This window comes from Ancylobacter sp., from assembly GCF_965229075.1.
Lineage (GTDB): Bacteria > Pseudomonadota > Alphaproteobacteria > Rhizobiales > Xanthobacteraceae > Ancylobacter.
Map to the genome: position 1 here is coordinate 898,813 of NZ_CBDDIO010000002.1, position 18,346 is coordinate 917,158.

The following is an 18,346-nucleotide window of genomic DNA, read 5'->3' on the forward strand; positions in this document are numbered from 1 at the left end:
CACGGCAGCGCCACAGCACGAGTGTGAAACACCTGTGCCGTGGCAGCAATGCGCCGGGAGGCATCCGGTTCCGCCGGATGTGGGGCCATCAGGCAGCCGTTCGCGCCGGAGCCCGCAGAAAGTCGCGGGCGAGCGTCAGGTCAGCCTGGGAGAGCCCGTGCCCGGCCGGGAGGGTGCGGTGGTCGAGCGCCGCGCCCGCCGCGCGCAGCTGGCCGGCGAGGCGGGCCGCGTTCTCTTCCGGCACGATCGGGTCCATCGCACCGGAGAGAAGGAGCACGGGGCGGCCGGCGAGATCGGCTGGCGGCGGCACGGCCAGCGGTACCATGGCGCGCATCAGCACCGCCCCCGCCAGCACCTCCGGCTGGGTCAGAAGCAGCGCCGCGGCGATGTTGGCGCCGTTGGAAAAGCCGACCGCAACCGGCGCGGCAAGGCCATAGGCGGCGCGCGCCTCCGCGATGAAGCCGGCGAGTTCGGCGGCGCGGGCGCGCACATCGTCCTCGTCGAACACGCCCTCGCGCAGGCGGCGGAAGAAGCGCGGCATGCCGCCTTCCAGAACCTTGCCGCGCGGGGACAGCAGGGCAGCGCCCGGCGCGATCATGCCGCCGAGCGAGACAAGGTCGTTCTCGTCGCCGCCGGTGCCGTGGAGCAGCAGAAGCGGGGCGACACCCGGCTCGCGGGCGGGCTCATAGCGATGCACGAAGGAAAGCGCGGCGTCGGTCATGACGGCCTCCTCGTCAGGGATGGAAGGGGGGCGCCGCCCAGCGGGGCGGCGCCGCGTCGTTCAGGCGATCTCGGGCAGTACGGCCTCGATCTGGCCGCGGCGGCTCTCAAGGAAGCCGGGCAGCTTCAGCGCCTCGCCCAGGCTCGCCGCCGGCTCATCGGCGGCGAAGCCGGGGATGTCGGTAGCGATCTCGAACAGCACATGGCCGGGCTCGCGGAAGTAGACGGACCGGAAATAGTTGCGGTCCTTCTGCTCCGTGGTGGCGATGCCATGGTTCTCGTTCAGCTTCTTCACCATGGCGAACTCGGCCGCGTCGTCTGCGGCGCGGAAGGCGATATGGTGCACCGAGCCGCCGCCCATGCGGGCGGGCAGGAAGCCGCCGGCCTCATGGATATCGACAATGCCGCCGATCTCTGTGCCTTCGGCCTTGAAGCGCACCAGCGAGCCCTCGCGGCCGATCTCCTTGAAGCCGAACACGTCGGTGAGGATCGCCCCCGTGGGCGCCGCCTCGGCCAGCAGCAGATTCACGCTGTGAAAGCCGCGAAGGGCGTTCTCGGCGGGAACGTCGGTGCCAAGCCACGCCGGCTCATTCTCCGCCCCTGCGACGCCGACCAGTGCCAGACGGGTGCCGTGCGGGTCCTTGAACGCCAGCACGGTCTCGCCGAAGCGCTTCACCGGCGCACTGTGCGCCACGCCCTTCTCGACAAAGCGCTGCGTCCAGTAGCCGATGGAGCCGGCGGGCACGCGGAACGCGGTCTCCTGCGTCTCGCCGATGCCAACGCGGCCCGGCGCAACGTGATCCCAAGGGAAAAAGGTGAGGATGGTACCGGGCGAGCCCGCCTCGTCACCATAATAGAAGTGATAGGTGCCGGGATCGTCGAAATTGACGGTCTTCTTCACCAGCCGAAGGCCGAGCGTCTTCGTGTAGAATTCAACGTTGCGGCGCGCATTGCCGGCGATCGCCGTCACATGATGGATGCCATTGCGGTTCATGATCTTGCCCTCCTGTGAGCGCCAACCGCGCTCCGTTGCGACAAGAGATAACCCGGCAGCGGCGCAATGCCAGACCTTATCAATTGCGTTGACGCAATCTCATCTGTGCTGCTATCGTTTGTGCGTGGCAGGCGGACCTGAGAGGCGCGTGTGCGCCGCCATCCGTCGTCGCCACAATCGGGGAGCAGCATGGCCGAACCGTTCAAAAATCTCGGCTGGGACGATTTCCGGCTGATCAAGGCGGTGGCGGATGCGAAGGGCCTGCCGGCGGCGGCGATGACGCTGGGGGTCAACCATTCCACCGTGTTCCGCCGGCTCAAGCAGATCGAAGAACAGCTCGGCACGGTGCTGTTCGAGCGCCACCGCACCGGCTATGCCCTCACTCCCGCCGGCGAGGAGATGGTGGCGCTCGCCAACCGTCTCGACGAGGAGATCACCGCTGTCGGCCGCAAGCTCGCCGGCCGTGAGCCCGCCCCTTCGGGCGAACTCCGGGTGACCACGCCGGACTCGCTGCTGATCCATCTCTTGATGCCGATGCTCGCCACCTTCCGCGACCGCTACCCGGAGGTGCGGCTCGACATCGTGCTCAGCAATCAGCCGCTCAATCTCTCCAAGCGCGATGCCGATGTCGCCATCCGCGCCACCGACAATCCGCCGGAAAACCTCGTCGGCCGGCGCGTCGCCCGCATCGCCTGGGCCCTTTATGGGCGTGCCGCCGATTTCCCCGAACCGCGCGCGGTGACCCCGGAGCAGTTGGAAACATCCAACTGGGTGTCGCTCGGCGACAGCCTCGGTTCGCTGAAGACGGTGAAGTTCGTCCAAGAGAACGTCGCCGCCGACAAGGTCGCTTACAAGATCAACAGCGTGCTCGGCCTCGCCGAGGCGGTGGAGGCAGGAATCGGCATCGCGCATATCCCCTGTTTCATCGGCGATGCCCGGCCCTCGCTGGTGCGGCTGGGCCCGCCGGATGATGACTATGCCGCCGATCTCTGGCTGCTGACGCATCCCGACCTGCGGCATTCGCCGCGCGTGCGCGCCTTTCTCGACTTCCTCGCCGGGGAGATCTCCCGGCATCGCCGGTTCATCGAAGGCCAGATCGAACTGGAAGCGGAAGCCTTGCCGGTAGCGGAAGCCTCGTCCGCCGCTACGGCTTGAGCCGCGTCAGCAGCCGGTCGCGCAGCCGGCTGAGATCGTCGGTGAGGGCGCGCAGTTCCTCGGAATCATGATCGAGGCAGACGCCCATCTCACCGGGGATGCGCTCGGCCTCGTGCCGCAGGGCTCGCCCCTTGTCGGTGAGATAGACCCGCACCTGCCGCTCATCGGCCGCGTCGCGCAGCCGCCGCACCAGCCCGGCCCCTTCCAGCCGCTTGAGCAGCGGGGTCAGCGTGTTGGTCTCCAGCAGCACACGGTCGCCGATCTGGCCGACGGTGAGCCCCTCCTCCGACCACAGCGTCACCATGGCGATATATTGCGGATAGGTCAGGCCCAGCCGGTCCAACATCGGCTTGTAGACGCGGTTGAACGCGTGATTGGCCGAATAGACCGCGAAGCAGAGAAAATCCTTGAGCTGAAGCGTGTCGTCGGTGCTGGACATCGTGCAACCATGCGTACCCCAAGCTGGCACCGTGCGCCCGCCAGGAACCGCGGACAAGCGGGTTTTTGCGTAACGGCGGCCCATTTCCTCGCTTGGCCGAGGCGCCTGGTTTGAAGATGGCGCCCGGCTCCTCTATAGCAACCGGGATACTTTCGTCGGGGGGGTGAGGTGTTCATGTCGGGTGGAGCTGCGACGACCAGGCCGGGCAGCCTGAGCGAGACGCCCTCGCTCGCCGATCTCAGCCCGACCGGACGGCGCTCGGCGCGGCTGCGGCTGCGCGCGGCCTGGATGTATTACGTCGAGGGCATGACCCAGAGCGCCATCGCCGAGGCGCTGGACATTGGCCGCGTCACCGTGGTCCGCCTGCTCGCCGATGCCCGCCAGCTCAACGAGGTGAAAATCTCGCTGTCGCGCGAGATCGCCGAGTTGCCCCGGCTGGAAATGGGGCTGCAGAAAGCGTTCGGCCTGCGCGAGGCGGTGGTCGCCCCCGTCTCCGGCCCGTTCGCCGACGCCACCAGCGCCATCGGCGCCGCGACCGGGCTGTTCATCTCCGACCTCATCCGCTCCGACATGAAGATCGGCTTCGGCTGGGGCCGCACGCTGATGCGCGCCCTCGGCTTTATCGACGAGAAGACGGTCTCCAACCTGCAGGTGATCTCGCTGCTGGGCGGCATCACCAAGGCCAAGCAGTACAACCCGTCAGAATTTGCCTGGCAGCTCTCGCGCCTTTTCCAGGCCGACTGCCACCTCATCGCCGCCCCCGCCATCGTCGACAGCATCGCCACCAAGCAGGCGCTTATCGAGCGCTGCGGCCTCGGCACGGTCTATAACCTCGCCCGCGAGATGGACGCGGTGGTGCTCAGCGTCGGCGAGATGGACTCGGAAAGCACCTCGCTGCGCTTCGGCTTCTTCTCCGAAGCCGACTGGGCCTCGCTGATCGCCGCCGGCGCGGTCGGCGATGTCGTCTATAATTTCATCGATATTGAGGGCCGACCGGTCGACCACCCCATCAATACGCGCGTCATGTCGATCCCGATCGAGACGCTGCAGGCAACACCGGAGCGCATCCTCACCTCCGGCGGGCCGGGCAAGGCCAAGGCGGTGCTTGCCGCGCTGCGCATGCTGCGTCCCACCGTGTTCATCACCGACGAGATCACCGCTGCGGCGGTACTGGAAGAGGCTGGCGCCGCCTATTGAAAACGTGGAAGCGCGGGATGCGGTCGCACGCGCTCTTTGCCTCGGAACAAATGTCGAGTACCGAAGAACAATGACGCTTGCGCCGAAAGCCGCAGGCGCGCCTCAGGGAAGGGTTGGGCGTATGCTCGGTGCAAACAGGTTCGGTGCTGGCGGGATCGTGCGGACGGGGATGGCCGCCGAACTGGAACAGTGGACCGCCAAGCATGGGCCGGTGACTATCGGCCTCGCCGGCGCCGGCCAGATGGGCACCGACCTTATCGTACAGGCGGCGCTGATGCCGGGCGTGCGCATCGGCGCCGTGACCGAGCTGAACGCGCAGGCGGCGATCGACGCCGCGCTCATGGCCGGGCACCGGCGCGAGGACATCGTCAGTGCCTCGAACACCTCCGCGATCGACCGCGCGATCGAAGCCGGCCATTTCGTCATTACCGACGACTACCGCGCCATGTGCGCTTCCGGCCATATCGACGTGGTGATCGACGCTACCGGCAGCCCGAACATCGGCACGCTCGTCTCGCTGGAGGCCATCCGCAACGGCAAGCATGTGGTGCTGCTGAGCGTGGAGGCCGACATCACCATTGGCCGCTATCTCAAGCAGGAGGCGCGCGCGGCGGGCGTCGTGCTCACCGGTGCGGCGGGCGACGAGCCGGCCGCCACCATCGAACTGATCGGCTTCGCCCAGGCGCTGGGCTTCGACATTGTCTGCGCCGGCAAGGCCAAGAACAACGCCTTCAAGCCGGACGCCATCCCCGACGAGTTCGAGGAGGAGGCGCGGGCGCGCAACATGAATCCGCGCATGCTGGTGGAATTCGTCGACGGCTCCAAGACCATGGTGGAGATGACGGCTCTCGCCAACGCCACCGGGCTGGTGCCTGACGTGCCCGGGATGCACGGCCCGCATGCCGACCGCGACGTGCTGGCGCAGGTACTGTGCACCAAGGAGGATGGTGGCATCCTCTCGCGTTCCGGCGTGGTCGACTTCACCCTCGGCAAGGGTGTGGCGCCCGGCGTGTTCTGCATCGTCAAGCCGCGCCATGACCGGGTGATCGAGCGCATGGCCGACCTCAAGGTCGGCCCCGGTCCCTGCTTCGCGCTGATCCGCCCCTACCACCTCACCAGCCTGGAAGTGCCGCTCTCGGCTGTGCGCGCGGTGATGCACGGCACGCGCGATATGGAGGTGCTGGACCATCCCGTCGCCGAATGCACGGCGGTGGCCAAGCGCGACCTCAAGCCGGGGGATGTCCTCGGCAAGATCGGCGAATATGATTATCGCGGCTACACGATGAGCTGGCGCGATGCGCGCGACAGCTTCGCCTTGCCGCTCGGCCTTGCCGAACGGGCGCGAGTGCTGAAGCCGGTGAAGGCTGGCGAGCGGCTGACCTATGACAATTGCCTGCCCGACGAGCAGCTCATCGTCACCCAGATCCGCCGCCGCCTCGATCAGACCGACGCACAGTTCCTCGCGGCGTAGCGGGACTGGCTAAAGGTCACATCACCGGCCGGCCCGCAGGGCCGCGCCGGGATCGGGCGGTGAAAGGCCCTCGCCTCAGGCGTTGCCGGGGCGTGAGGTGGCGATGTTGGTGAAGCGGGCATCGGCGAGGCGCGCCTCGGCCTCGGCCAGCGCTTCGGCCAGCTGCCGCACCTGGGCGGGGTCGAGCACCAGCTGCAGCGCTGGCACGGGCTCGCCGGGCTTGGGCTGCTGGGTGCCGATCTCCAACCGAAGGCCCACCTTGTCGGTGCCGAAAAGGGCGGTGGTGAAGGCCAGCATCGGCCACACCTTCAGATGGCCCTTGTCGTCCTTCTCCCAATCGTCGAAGCGCTGCGCCATGGGGTGTCTCCTCCTTATGTCGCTCCCCGTCTAGCACCGAACCGGCCGCACGCGACAGGCCGGGCTGCCGGTGGCTTCAATGGAAATCCCGCGATTTCGGCAGCACCCGCACCTGTCGGGGATGACCCTGCCCGGAACGGCGGCCAGCGAGCAGATGTCCGGGCGGCGAGGGTTTCCCCTGCCCCCGCACATCCTCGCCCGGGTCGGCCTGCGGCGAGGGCATGGCACGCACATCCTCGAACAGGCGGGCGAGTTCGGCCGTGCGGTCGAACACCCGCTCGCCCATCACATGCACCACTCCCTCCTTGCTCTTCTGCACCCGTCCCTCCACCACGACGAGCCGGGCGCCCATCACTTCCGCCCGGTAGCGCTCGAACTGACGGGTCCATAGCAGCACATTGACGATGCCGGCCTCGTCCTCCAGCGTCATGAAGATGGCGTTGCCCTTGCCCGGCCGCTGGCGCACCAGCACGATGCCGGCCGCGCGCAGCCGCATCCCGTCCCGCGCCGCCGCGACCTCGGCGCTGGAGGCCACGCCCTCAGCGGCGAACACCGCACGCAACATGCCCATGGGATGCCCTTTCAGCGACAGCCGCGTGGTCTGGTAATCTACCGCGATCTGCTCGGGCAGTGGCATCAGCGGCAGATGCGCATCCGTATCGCTGCCGAGTTCGCGCGCCTCGACCGCGGCGAACAAGGGCAATGGCGCATCGTCCGGCAGGCGGCGCATGGCCCAGGCGGCCTCGCGCCGGTCGAGCCCCATGGAGCGGCAGGCATCGGCATCCGCCAGCTTGGCGAGCGCTGCCGCCGGCAGGCGGGAGCGGTGGGCGAGCGTCTCGACATCGTGCAGGAAGCCCCGCGCCCGCGCCTCAACCAGTTGCTCGCTCCATTCCTCCTTGAAGCCGTCGAGCTGGCGCAGGCCGAGCCGCAGCGCCAACGGTACACCGGGCGCGTCACGCTCCAGCGTATTTTCGTGGAAGCTGAAATTCACGTCCGGGCCACGGATCTCCACTCCGTGCTCTTGCGCATCACGCACGATCTGCGCCGGGGCATAGAAGCCCATGGGCTGGGAATTGAGCAGCGCGCAGGCGAAGATCGCGGGATAGCGGCATTTGAGGAAGGCGGAGATATAGACCAGCTTGGCGAAGGAAGCGGCGTGGCTTTCCGGAAAGCCATATTCGCCAAAACCCTTGATCTGCTCGAAGCAGCGGGCGGCGAAAGCGGGGTCGTAGCCGCGCGCACTCATGCGCTCCACCAGCAGCTTCTGGAAGGTGCCAATGGTGCCGTTATGGCGGAAAGTGGCCATGGCGCGGCGCAGCCGGTTCGCTTCTGCATCGGTGAATTCCGCCGCCACCATGGCGAGGTGCATCGCCTGCTCCTGGAACAGCGGCACGCCGAGCGTCCGCTCCAGCACATCGCGCAGTTCGCCCGACGGGTTCGGCGGGGCCGGCGAGGGATAGTCCACCGTTTCCAGCCCGTCGCGCCGACGGAGATAGGGATGCACCATGTCGCCCTGGATCGGGCCGGGGCGGACGATGGCGACCTGGATGACGAGATCATAGAGCCGGCGCGGCTTCAGGCGCGGCAGCATGTTAATCTGCGCCCGGCTTTCCACCTGGAACACGCCGATGGAATCGCCCTTGCACAGCATGTCATAGACATCCGGCTGCTCGCGCGGCACCTCGGCGAGGCCCCAGTCGATTTCCTCATGCGCGCGCAGCAAATCGAGCGACTTGCGGATGCAGGTGAGCATGCCGAGCGCCAGCACGTCGACCTTGAGCAGGCCGAGCGTGTCGATATCGTCCTTGTCCCATTCGATGAAGGTGCGGTCCTTCATCGCGGCATTGCCGATCGGCACCGTCTCGTCGAGCCGGTGCTGGGTCAGCACGAAGCCGCCGACATGCTGGGAGAGGTGGCGGGGAAAGCCGAGCAGGCGCGTGGCGAGGCCGATGGCCCGCGCCACCATCGGATTGCCGGGGTCGAGCCCGGCCTCGCGCGCTTGGCGCTCTTCGATCTCCTTGCCCCAGCTGCCCCACACCGTGCCGGCGAGGCGGGCGGTGATGTCCTCGGTGAGGCCGAGCGCCTTGCCGACATCGCGGATCGCGCTTTTCGGGCGGTAGGAGATGACGGTGGCAACGATGCCGGCCCGTTCCCGCCCATAGCGCGCATAGATGTACTGTATCACCTCCTCGCGCCGCTCATGCTCGAAATCGACATCGATATCGGGCGGCTCGTTGCGCTCGCGGGCGATGAAGCGTGAGAACAGCAGGTTGCTGGTGGCGGGATCGACGGCGGTGATGCCGAGCACGTAGCACACGGCGGAATTGGCCGCCGAACCACGCCCCTGGCAGAGAATGCCCCGTCTCTCCGCAAAATCGACGATGTCGCGGATGGTGAGGAAATAGGGCGCGTAGCCGAGCTCGCCGATCAGATTCAGCTCGGTCTTAAGCTGGTCCTCCACCTTTTTCGGCACGCCGTCGGGATAACGGATGGCGGCGCGCTGGAAGGTCAATTCCTCCAGCCGCTGCTGCGGCGTGTAGCCCGGCGGGACGGGTTCGGCGGGATATTCATATTTCAGCTCCCCGAGCGAGAAATCGAGGCAGGCGAGATAGGCGGCGATCTCCTCCACCGCCTCCGGCGCCGCGCGGAACAGCCGTGCCATCTCGCCCGGGCCTTTCAGATGACGCTCGGCATTGGCCTCCAGCAGCCGCCCGGCGGTCTCGACGGTGACGCCCTCGCGGATGCAGGTGAGCACGTCCTGCAAATCGCGCTCCTCGGGATGATGGTAGAGCACGTCATTGGTGGCGAGGAGCGGCAGGCCTGCCTTGGCCGCCAGCGCTTTCAGCCCCGCCAGGCGGCGCCGGTCATCGCCCCGCCGGAGCATGGTGGCGCCGAGCCATAGCGCACCGGGTGCCGCCTGCCTCAGCCGGGCGAGAACGGGCGCGAGGTCCGGCAGCTTCTTAGCCGGCATATCATCCGGCGGCATCACAATGAGCGAGAGTCCGCCGGCATCGGCCAGCAGGTCATCGAGAAGCAGCCGGCACGCCCCCTTGCCGACCCGCAAATTGCCCTGCGTGAGCAGCCGGCAGAGCCTCGCCCAGCCGGCGCGCGAGCGCGCATGGGCGACGATATCGGGCGTGCCGTCGGCAAAGACCAGCCGCGCGCCCACGGCGAGGGTGAAGGGCAGCGCCGCCTCGCGCGCGGCATCGGCCGCCGCCTCCGCCCGGTGGCGCAACACGCGGGTGAGGAGATCGTCTTCCTCCACCGCTGCTGGCGCGGGGGGCGGGTGCCCGTTCCGCCGAGCGGTCCAGAAGGCGGCGTAGCGCTCGGCGCATTCCTTCACCGCCGCATGCGCCCGCACCACGCCGGCGACGGTGTTGCGGTCGGCGAGTCCGAGCCCGCCATGGCCGAGCAGCAGCGCCTGCGCCACCAGATCGCCAGCAGCCGAGGCGCCGCGCAGGAAGGAGAAGTTCGAGGCGGCGACGAGTTCGGCATAAAACGGCGCGCTCATCCCCGCCTCACGGAAACAGGCCGTGCAGGAACCAGCGCGGCTGGCCGGTAAGCCCCGCCGCCTCGCGGCCGTAAAGCCCGGCGCGGAACAGCCAGAAGCGCCGGCCCTCGCGGTTTTCCACCCGATAATAGTCGCGTGTCGGCGCCGCCGGCTGGCGCCACCATTCCGGGGCGAGCCGCTCCGGCCCCTCGGCACGGGCAACCTCGTGCACCACCCGTCGCCAACGGAAGCGCAAGGGCGGGCCGTCCGGCACCTCGGCCAGCGCCTCCACCGGCTGGGGCGGGTCGAACAAAGTGAGCGGGCGTGCCGGCACCTCCGGCAGGGTCGGCGCAGGCGATGGCGCGGGTGCGCCGCCCGCCGGCACCAGCGCGCTGGCACGGTCGGGGTCATGGGTGTCGCGCTGAAGGAAGCGCAGCACCCGCTCGCGGCCCAGCCGCACGCTGAGCCGGTCGATCAGCGCGGCGACCTCCTCTTCCTCCACCGCGCGGCCGTCGAGGCTCACCTGCGCCGGAGTGAGCGGTTCGGCCCGCAGCACGCCGAGCCGCACGAGATCGAAGCCGAAGCCGGGATCGAGCGGGTCGGCCAGCGCCTCGATCCGCTCGCGCCACAGCCGCGCGAGCGCCGCCCCGTCGCGCAGCGGCCGCGCGGTCTCGATCCGCAGCCGTCGCACAGCGCCATCCGTGCGGAAGAAGCCGGCCTCGAAGACCCGCCCGCCCGCGCCGCGCGCCTCCAGCATCAAGGCGAGGTCGTCCACCAGCAAAGCGAGCGTCGCCTCGATATCGGCGGTGCGGGCGATGGGCTCGGCGAAACGCCGCTCGGCGATACATTCCGGCAGCGGGCGGCGCGGCACCAGCCGCACATCCTCGCGCCCCAGCGTGCGCGCCAGACGGGTCAGCAACTCCATGCCGAAGCGGGCGGCGAGCGGCGTGCCAGGGCGGGCGGCAAGGTCGCCAATGGTCTTGAGCCCGGCGCGGGACAGCCCGGTGACGATCTCCGTACCGATCCCCAGCCGGGCGACGGGCAGGCCGGCGACCGCCTGCGCCTCCCCGCCCGGCGGCACCACCCCGCCCTTGCCGGAACGGGCGAGCGCCCGCGCGGCATCCGGCGTGCCGGCGATGACGGCGAGCGCCTCGAGGCCATGGTGCTGGAGATGGGCGAGAAGCCGCGCGCGCAGCGCCGCCTCGCCGCCGAACAGATGCGCGCAGCCGGTAATGTCGAGCATCAGCCCATCCGGCACGCCGTCGGGTGTGTCGAGCGCCACCAGCGGCGTCCAGCGGTCGCAATCATCCGCCACCTCTTCCAGAAAGGCGGCATCGGCGGCGGGGTCGTGGTCGAGCACGGCAAGATCCGGCACACGCGCGCGCGCATCCGCCAATGTCAGACCGGGCGCCAGCCCGGCGCGGCGCGCGGCCCGGTCGAGCGCGGCGAGGCGCAGCGTGTTGTGCACCTTCTCGACGAAGACCAGCGGCGCAGGAGCCAGAGGATCTGTTGGAGCACCGGTCCGCCCGGCATCAGCCGGCGCGGCGCAGCGCGACGACCTCGCCCCGCCGCGCTTCCGCCGCAGCCGCTCGATCCGGTCGGCCGGCAGGAACGGGAACCATAGCGCGAGATAGCGGGTCGAGGTCGCGGAAGCTACAGGCCTCATGGTCCCACTCCAGTTTCCAATCGCCACCCTCCACCGGCCGCCCGCCCTCGCCGCCGCGATGGCGCAGCAAGGTGGCGTGGAAGGCCGGGACGCCCGGCGCGTCACCCTCCAGCGGGAAGGAGGCCGCCGGTGCCACCTGCCAGCGCGTCGCCACCGCCGTCGGCGCGGCTTGCGCCGCCCGGTGCAGCAGAAAGCTCGTCACCCCGGAGGACGCCGCCCGCAGCCCGAGGCGGCGCGTCGCGGTAAGGTCCAGCGCCTTCGGCGTGCCCCAGATTTCGATCAGCAGCCCGCCAAGCCCGGCGCAGCGCACGGCGTCTCCGGCCGCGCGCAGCGCCTCCGCCCCGTCGCGCGCCCGCACCAGGATGAGGCGGGACGGGTCAAGGCCGAGCGCGGCAAGGCCGGGCGCGTCGAGCCGGCCGAATTCGGTGTCCGCCATGTCCTGGCGTACCCAAAGCAACGGCCGCCCCTCCCCCGAGCCGTCGCGTCGGGCACGCAACGCCAGCGCCAGCGCGAAGCCGGTGGCGGCCGGCATGTCGGCGCTGGCCAGTGCCTGCACCTCATGCAAGGCGCCCCGGGCGAGGCGCACGCCGCCCTCTTCCGGCCCGGCGGCACCAAGGGAGAAGAACTGTTCGACGCCGGGCAGACGCTCCGCCTCCAGCCCGGCGAGCATCTGCCGCAGCGCCGCCACATCGCGGATCGGGTCCATGGGGCGCTCATATGTTCATGCTTTGTTCCCTCTAAAACGACTCCATCCGCGCCGAGAGTCAAGCCGTCTTGAAAAGACTCACCCCTGCTTCGAAGACTGCGCCGGGTGCGCCGCCCGGAATGTCCACAAAGCATTGCCGGCATAGTGCCAGAGCACCAGAAGCCCGGTGACAAGGATTTGCGCCGGCAGATAGGGCACGGCCAGCGGTCCGGTGAGCAGCGTCATCAACAGCGCGTTCAGTGTCAGACCGATGCCGGCGACGGTGAAGAACTTCGCCATGGCCTCGCCATGCGGCTTGGACGAGCGAAACACCAGCCGCCGACCGAGCTGGTAGTTCACCAGCCCGCCGGCAACGAAGCCGGCGCAGGAACCGGCCACTGGCCCGGCAAGGCCGCTCTGCACCAGCGAAATGAGCACGGCATATTGCGCCAGCGTACCGACGCCGCCGAGCGCGGCGAACAGCAGAAGATGGCGCAGCCGCGCGAGAAGCGCGGCCTTCCGGCCTATGGCCACCTCGCTCATGCCAGGCTCCGCGTGGAACGATGCGTCATGGACTGTTCACTCACGGCTTGGCCTTGGCGACCTGCGGCCCCGCCCCCTGCGCGCCGTTCTGCGAGACGACGGGCGCATCGACATCGGGGGCGTCGAGGTCCGGCCCGTCATCGTCCTGCTGCGGCACCTCCACCGGCGTGTGGCGCAGGCGCTGGTCCCGCACCGAGGCGAAAGCGAGACCCATACGTCTCACCGTCGCATAGGGCAGGCCCGGCGCCGCATCGCAGCCGACATGGCGGGCGGTCAGGATGAAATCGGCGTCTTCCCAGTCCTCCACCGCCTCGAAACGCGGACCGAGATAGGTCAGAGCCTGCACGTCCTCGGCGCAGACCGAAACCTTATAGGGATGGGCCGGCGGCTTCTCGCGCTCCATGCCATGGCGCAGCGCCAGCGCCGCCTCACGCAGGCTCGACGACCAGTAATCGCCCTCGAAGCGCCCCCACGCCCCCGGCGTGCCGCCGACGAGCTGGTTATAGGCGACATATTCGTACGGGTGCAGCCGCCACAGCACCGACGCGTTGAACAGGAACAGCCCCAGCGCCGCCAAGGCGAACGCCGCCCCGGCCAGCCGCGTCTGCCGGCTCAGCGCGTGGAAGGCGCCGACCAGCCCGAGCGAGGCCAGCACCGTCACCGGCGGCAGCACGAAGAGGAAATGCCGGATGCCGTTGTAGAGCGGCGGGTCGGTCAGTACCGCGACGGCCACCGGCACCAGGATCGCCAGCGCCAGCGGCACAGCGAGGAGCAGGCGCTCGGCCGACAGACCTGTGCCGGCCAGGCCTGCGCGGGTACGGGGCGCGCGCAGGCGCTCCACCAGCCCCCAGAGTGCCAGCCCAAGCCCGGCGAGCAGGCCGAACAGCGTCACCTCTGGCAGCTTGATGACGAGATATTCCGGCATGTAGGTCGCCGGCAGCTGGTCGATCGGCAGCAGCCGACCATTGATCAGCGTCTTCAGATCGAAGCTGAAATGGCTGAACGCGCCCAACGCCTTGAACAGGTTGGTCGGCGGCAGCAGCGACCAGGGCCAGGTCACCGCCATGATGGCGAGCGCGACCAGACCCGCGACCAGAAGGCGCGGCAGTAGCCGCACGAACAGGCGCGCATCCCGCAGCAGCAGCATCGCCGCGCCGAGGGTAATGGCGAGATAGAGAACCGCGAACACCCCGCCAACCCGCAGCCCCAGCGCGCAGCCGACCGCCACGCCGAGGCCGAGCATGGTGCGCCAGCGCGGCAGGGCCAGCATCTCGCCCGCGAAGGCGGTAATGAAATACAGGCTCCACACCATGGCGGCGGCGAAGGGCACGTCCTTGGTATGGGTGAACATCGCCCCGCCATACATGCCGGTGACGGCAAGCAGCAGCACCGCCACCACCCCGGCCCCCTCGCCGCCAAGGCGGGTCGCCAGCCGCCACGTGCCGATCAGACCGACAAAGCCGAAGCCGGCCGACAGCAGATGGCGCCACTCATAGAGCGGCAGCGGCACATAGGGCTCAAGGCCGGCCGCGATCAGATCGAACAGCCCGCCATAGAGATAGAGGTTGATGTAGTGGAACGCCCGGTCATCGGTGAAGCCGCTCGCATACCAGGCCAGCAGCAGCTGGCCATAGGTGTGCTGCACCGGCTCGTCATTGCTGATGCCGTAATCGCGGAAGGTCAGGACGATGAAGGCCGCCACCGCCGCGAAGACAGCGAGAGTCGCCAAGCGGGCCAGCGGGAGGGAGCCCAGTCCGGTGGACGGGGCGACGCGGAGATCAGACGAGGGGAAGAAGGTCACGAGGCGAAGCCCTCGGGAACCAGCGCCGGCGCGGTCCGGGCTTCAGCATGCAGCGACGCGGCCGGCAGCGCCGCGGGCGGGGCGAAGCCGATCTCGTCGGCAATGAGATAAAGCGGACGACGCTTCACCTCGGTGAAGATACGTCCGACATATTCGCCGATGACGCCGAGGCTGATGAGCTGAACGCCGGAAACGAAGAGCATGCTGACCATGATGGTGGGGAAGCCGGGGGTGCGCACGCCGAAGACCAGCGCCTCGCCCAGAAGATACAGACCGTAAAGCCCCGACAGCCCGGCGAGGATGACACCCGCGAGCGACCAGACACGCAGCGGCACCATGGAGAAAGAGGAGAGGCCGTCGACTGCATAGCGCAGCAGGCGCAGCGTGTTGAACGAGCTCACCCCGCCGGCGCGCTCGGCGACCTCGAACTCGACCTCTTCCTGGCGGAAGCCCACCCAGCTGGTGATGCCCTTCATGAAGCGGTTGCGCTCGGGCAGGGCGTTGATGGCGTCGACCACCCGGCGGTCGAACAGGCGGAAATCGCCCGCGCCCTCGGGAATCTCGACCTCACACAGCGCGTGGAAGAAATGATAGAAGCCGCGCGAGAACAGCCGGCGCCCCAGGGGATCGGTGCGGCGCGAGCGGCGCACCGCCGTCACCATCTGGGCGCCAGCGCGCCAGCGTTCGATCATCTCGGGAATGACCTCCGGCGGGTGCTGCAGGTCGGAATCCATCAGCACCACAATGTCGCCCACCGCCGCCCGCAACCCAGCGGCCATCGCCGACTCCTTGCCGAAGTTCCGGGCGAAGCGCAGCGCCTTGATGACGGGGTCCTGCGCGCCCAGCGCCGCCAGCAGCTCGAAGCTGCCGTCGCGGCTGCCGTCGTCGACGAAGACGAACTCCCGCTGCAGGCCGGGATAGGCATCGAGCACCGCACACAGGCGCGCATGCAGCGCCGCCAGGCAGCGCGCCTCATTATACACAGGCACCACGATCGAGATCAGGCCCGGCCACCTACGAGAAGCTGTCATCATGTTTTCAAGCTGATTTTACTTGATTGCGGACCCGCCAGCGGCGATGTTTACGTCAGGTAAGACATTCTTCCCTATAGTAAACACGCGCCAACTTTCGCGAAGCTTGCATTGAAGTAGGCGCCGATTGTGAACTTTGTTTGTCGGCCGAGACAGGGGCAAAATTCTGAAACCAATTGTCATCTGCGCCGATGATTACGGGCTGAGCGATGGCGTCAGCGCCGCGATCGAGGAGCTTATCGAACGCGGCCGTCTCTCCGCCACCGGCGCCATGACCGGGATGCCGGGCTGGAAGCGGCGGGCGGCCGGGCTGAAGGCGCTGGTGGCGCGTCATCCCGCCGATATTGGCCTGCACTTCACCCTCACCGGCCAGCGCGCACTCTCACCGGCACTGGGCCTCGCCCGGGATGGCCGCCTGCCGGAGATCGGCCCGCTGGTGCTGCGTGCGCTCGCCGGCGCCTTGCCGCGCGCCGCGTTGCGGGACGAGTTGCGCGCCCAGCTCGATGCCTTCGAGGATGAATGGGGCGCGCCGCCGGATTTCATCGACGGCCACCAGCATGCCCACGCTCTGCCGGGCATCCGCGCCATCCTCATCGCCGAGCTGACGGAGCGCTACGGCGCGCGCCTTCCCTGGCTGCGCAACTGCACGGAGCCCGCCTCATGGGCGCGCCAGCGCAAGCTCGGTCTGCGCAAGGCGCTCATCGTCGGCACGCTCGCGGCCGGCAGCGCGCCGCAGGCGGCCAAGGCCGGCATCGCCACCAATGACAGTTTTCGCGGCCTCTACGGCTTCACCGCCGATCCGCCCTATCGCGCCGTATTCCGTGCGAGCCTCAGCGGGCCGGGCGCGCGGGTGCTGGTGCATTGCCATCCCGGCATCGTCGATGATGAACTGCGCCGGCTCGACCCGCTGCTGGAACCGCGGGAGCGCGAACTCGCCTATTTCCGCTCCGAAGCCTGCGGGGAGGATCTGGCGGGCGCCGGCGTGCGGCCGGCCCGCTTTCACGAGACCGCGCCGGCGCCGGCCTCAGTCGCGCGTGGCTGAGCCGGGCTCCGGGGCGTCGCCGGTGACGAGGCGTCCCTCCTCGGCCTTGTAGTAGTATTGGCTCGCCACCAGCCAGCCCTTGAGCGGGCGCAGCGGCGGAATGCAGGTGAGCAGCAGCACCGGCAGGGTGGTGACCAGATGCACCCAATAGGGCGCCTGGAACGCCACCTCCAGCCACAGGCCGAAGATCACCGCCGGCACGCAGACGAAGCAGATGACGAAAAAAGCCGGCCCATCGGCGGGATCGGCGAAGGAATAGTCGAGCCCGCAGGATTCGCAGCGCGGCGCCAGCTTGAGAAAGCCGTCGAACAGCCGGCCCTGTCCGCAGCGTGGGCAGCAGCCCCGCATCCCGCATTCAAAGGGCGAAAGCTTGGGGTAATGGCGGTCGGCCACCGGCACGGAGGGCAGGCGGACGGACTGCAGCGGCACTGTCGAGGGACGGGCACTCGATGAACCGGCAGCGGAAGAACGGACAGTAGAAGAACGGACCGACATGGCGGCACTCCTGAACGCCAGCGCACCATACGCACGCGACGTTGCAGTCAAGAAATAATCAGTCCGCATTCAATGTCAATACAATCTCCTATTGTATGTATATTGACTGCATTTTGACCCTGTCCGCACTGACCCCAACGCCGTCGACGCCAGGCCGGTAATGGGAGCGGGTCATTAACCAATTCCGGGCATGTTTCCGGGGATAAACGCCAAGGCGATTCGCCCGAACCCGAGTCCTGAAGTCGCATGAGTAACGTTGTTCCGTTCCCCGTCCGCGTCGCCGCCCCTGAGAGCGAAAGCGATTTCGACATCGACCTGATCACCGCGGTCGATGTCGCCATCCGCGACCTGCGTGACATCGCCCTCCGCCTGCGCGGCGACGTGAGCGGCCAGGAACAGGCGCATGAATGCCTCGACATGCTGACCCGCGCGCTTGAAAACGCCCGCGCCCAGGGCTGACGCGACAGCGCCCGCACGCGTGCCGCCGCTTCAGCCGATCAGCTGATGCAGCAGGTACAGGCCGGCCTTGATGAAGGCCCAGACAACGCCGGAGACGACGCCGAGCGACGCCACGGCGATCGCCATGCCGGCGAGGATCCACACCCCGTCGCGCTCCAATATGCCGAGCGCCAGCACACTGATGGCCAGCGCCGGCAGCATGTTGCCGAGCGGAATCGGCAGCACCAGGATCAGCGCCAGCACGAAGCACATCACCCCGACGATGTTCTCGGCCGGCGGGTGCGCCAGCCCGCCGAGGCGCGGGCGCAGCAGCTTCTCCGCGCGGGCGAGCCAGGGCGTCGCCTTGCCGACAAACGCGGCGAAGTCCTTCCGGGCGATGGAGCGCCGGGCAATGAGCGGCGGCAGCCAGGGCGACCAGCCGAGGGCAAGCTGAGCGGTGAGGAATACCAGCGGCGCTCCCAGAACCGAAGACGTGCCGGGCGGGGTCGGCAGCACGTTGGGCAGGGCGAAGATCAGCATCAGCGGCCCGAAGGCCCGCTCCCGCATCACCTTCAGCAGGTCGCCCACGGCGATGCGCTCGCGCGTCTCATCGGCCGCAATGGCACTCAGCACCTCGGAGAGGCGAAGCGTCGCATCCGGCTCGGCGCGCGGCCGGGCATCGGCACTTTCGTCGGTGGGCGGCGGGGACAGCACGGCGGGCGACACTCCTCCCGGAAACCATGAGACCGGGGAGCGTGCCTGCCGCCGCACGAGGCGGGCCGGCACTCCGGATCAGGCCCTCATCGGGACCCTGCCTTCACA

Annotated in this window: 17 protein-coding genes; 5 read left to right on the plus strand and 12 right to left on the minus strand. The window is 68.7% G+C overall.

The window, feature by feature from the left end; translation table 11 throughout:
- Nucleotides 1-88: 88 nt before the first annotated feature.
- Both ACO07Z_RS10300 and ACO07Z_RS10305 read right to left on the minus strand, forming a co-directional pair.
- The gene (locus ACO07Z_RS10300; RefSeq protein ID WP_421698638.1) at nt 89-721 is read right to left on the minus strand and encodes an alpha/beta hydrolase; all 633 of its coding nucleotides are present in this window, start codon (nt 719-721) and stop codon (nt 89-91) included.
- A gap of 60 nt (nt 722-781) precedes the next feature.
- Complete coding sequence (locus ACO07Z_RS10305; RefSeq protein ID WP_421698639.1) at nt 782-1,714, minus strand: ring-cleaving dioxygenase; 933 nt, start codon at nt 1,712-1,714, stop codon at nt 782-784.
- Nucleotides 1,715-1,903: 189 nt separating this feature from the next.
- On the opposite strand from ACO07Z_RS10305, the gene ACO07Z_RS10310 reads away from it, so the two are divergent.
- Nucleotides 1,904-2,869, plus strand: a complete 966-nt coding sequence (locus ACO07Z_RS10310) for a LysR family transcriptional regulator (protein ID WP_421698640.1) — start codon at nt 1,904-1,906, stop codon at nt 2,867-2,869.
- On the opposite strand, the gene ACO07Z_RS10315 is transcribed toward ACO07Z_RS10310, so the two are convergent.
- Nucleotides 2,859-3,308 (minus strand): MarR family winged helix-turn-helix transcriptional regulator, encoded by a 450-nt coding sequence (locus ACO07Z_RS10315; protein WP_421698641.1) that lies wholly within the window; start codon nt 3,306-3,308, stop codon nt 2,859-2,861. The genes ACO07Z_RS10310 and ACO07Z_RS10315 overlap by 11 nt on opposite strands.
- Before the next feature lie 174 nt (nt 3,309-3,482).
- On the opposite strand from ACO07Z_RS10315, the gene ACO07Z_RS10320 reads away from it, so the two are divergent.
- The gene (locus ACO07Z_RS10320; protein ID WP_421698642.1) at nt 3,483-4,505 is read left to right on the plus strand and encodes a sugar-binding transcriptional regulator; all 1,023 of its coding nucleotides are present in this window, start codon (nt 3,483-3,485) and stop codon (nt 4,503-4,505) included.
- A gap of 169 nt (nt 4,506-4,674) precedes the next feature.
- On the plus strand, nt 4,675-5,976 hold the full coding sequence (locus tag ACO07Z_RS10325; protein ID WP_421698643.1) for an NAD(P)H-dependent oxidoreductase: 1,302 nt from the start codon (nt 4,675-4,677) through the stop codon (nt 5,974-5,976).
- Between the two features lie 75 nt (nt 5,977-6,051).
- Here the strand turns inward: ACO07Z_RS10325 and ACO07Z_RS10330 are convergent, their stop codons facing one another.
- The 7 genes from ACO07Z_RS10330 to ACO07Z_RS10360 all read right to left on the minus strand — a co-directional run bounded on the left by ACO07Z_RS10330 (nt 6,052) and on the right by ACO07Z_RS10360 (nt 15,552).
- Nucleotides 6,052-6,333, minus strand: a complete 282-nt coding sequence (locus tag ACO07Z_RS10330) for a hypothetical protein (protein WP_421698644.1) — start codon at nt 6,331-6,333, stop codon at nt 6,052-6,054.
- A 76-nt stretch (nt 6,334-6,409) separates the two neighbouring features.
- On the minus strand, nt 6,410-9,844 hold the full coding sequence (locus ACO07Z_RS10335) for an error-prone DNA polymerase (protein ID WP_421698645.1): 3,435 nt from the start codon (nt 9,842-9,844) through the stop codon (nt 6,410-6,412).
- Between the two features lie 7 nt (nt 9,845-9,851).
- Nucleotides 9,852-11,291: a Y-family DNA polymerase gene (locus ACO07Z_RS10340; protein ID WP_421700790.1), complete on the minus strand. Its 1,440-nt coding sequence runs from the start codon at nt 11,289-11,291 to the stop codon at nt 9,852-9,854.
- Between the two features lie 64 nt (nt 11,292-11,355).
- On the minus strand, nt 11,356-12,195 hold the full coding sequence (locus ACO07Z_RS10345) for an ImuA family protein (RefSeq protein WP_421698646.1): 840 nt from the start codon (nt 12,193-12,195) through the stop codon (nt 11,356-11,358).
- A 78-nt stretch (nt 12,196-12,273) separates the two neighbouring features.
- On the minus strand, nt 12,274-12,717 hold the full coding sequence (locus ACO07Z_RS10350) for a GtrA family protein (RefSeq protein WP_421698647.1): 444 nt from the start codon (nt 12,715-12,717) through the stop codon (nt 12,274-12,276).
- 40 nt (nt 12,718-12,757) lie between these two features.
- Nucleotides 12,758-14,446 carry an ArnT family glycosyltransferase gene (locus ACO07Z_RS10355; RefSeq protein ID WP_421698648.1) on the minus strand — a complete coding sequence of 563 codons (1,689 nt, stop codon included), beginning with the start codon at nt 14,444-14,446 and terminating at the stop codon, nt 12,758-12,760.
- 68 nt (nt 14,447-14,514) lie between these two features.
- Nucleotides 14,515-15,552 (minus strand): glycosyltransferase family 2 protein, encoded by a 1,038-nt coding sequence (locus ACO07Z_RS10360; protein WP_421698649.1) that lies wholly within the window; start codon nt 15,550-15,552, stop codon nt 14,515-14,517.
- Between the two features lie 133 nt (nt 15,553-15,685).
- Here ACO07Z_RS10360 and ACO07Z_RS10365 point away from each other — a divergent pair, with 133 nt between their 5' ends.
- Complete coding sequence (locus ACO07Z_RS10365) at nt 15,686-16,591, plus strand: ChbG/HpnK family deacetylase (RefSeq protein ID WP_421698650.1); 906 nt, start codon at nt 15,686-15,688, stop codon at nt 16,589-16,591.
- Here the strand turns inward: ACO07Z_RS10365 and ACO07Z_RS10370 are convergent.
- Complete coding sequence (locus ACO07Z_RS10370; protein WP_421700791.1) at nt 16,574-16,939, minus strand: DUF983 domain-containing protein; 366 nt, start codon at nt 16,937-16,939, stop codon at nt 16,574-16,576. The genes ACO07Z_RS10365 and ACO07Z_RS10370 overlap by 18 nt on opposite strands.
- A gap of 393 nt (nt 16,940-17,332) precedes the next feature.
- Between ACO07Z_RS10370 and ACO07Z_RS10375 the strand changes: the two genes are divergently transcribed.
- Nucleotides 17,333-17,545, plus strand: coding sequence for a hypothetical protein (locus ACO07Z_RS10375; RefSeq protein WP_244379308.1), 213 nt, complete (start codon nt 17,333-17,335; stop codon nt 17,543-17,545).
- 30 nt (nt 17,546-17,575) lie between these two features.
- On the opposite strand, the gene ACO07Z_RS10380 is transcribed toward ACO07Z_RS10375, so the two are convergent.
- Entirely contained in the window at nt 17,576-18,238 is a 663-nt protein-coding gene (locus tag ACO07Z_RS10380; RefSeq protein ID WP_421698651.1) for an exopolysaccharide biosynthesis protein, read from the minus strand.
- Nucleotides 18,239-18,346 lie beyond the last annotated feature (108 nt).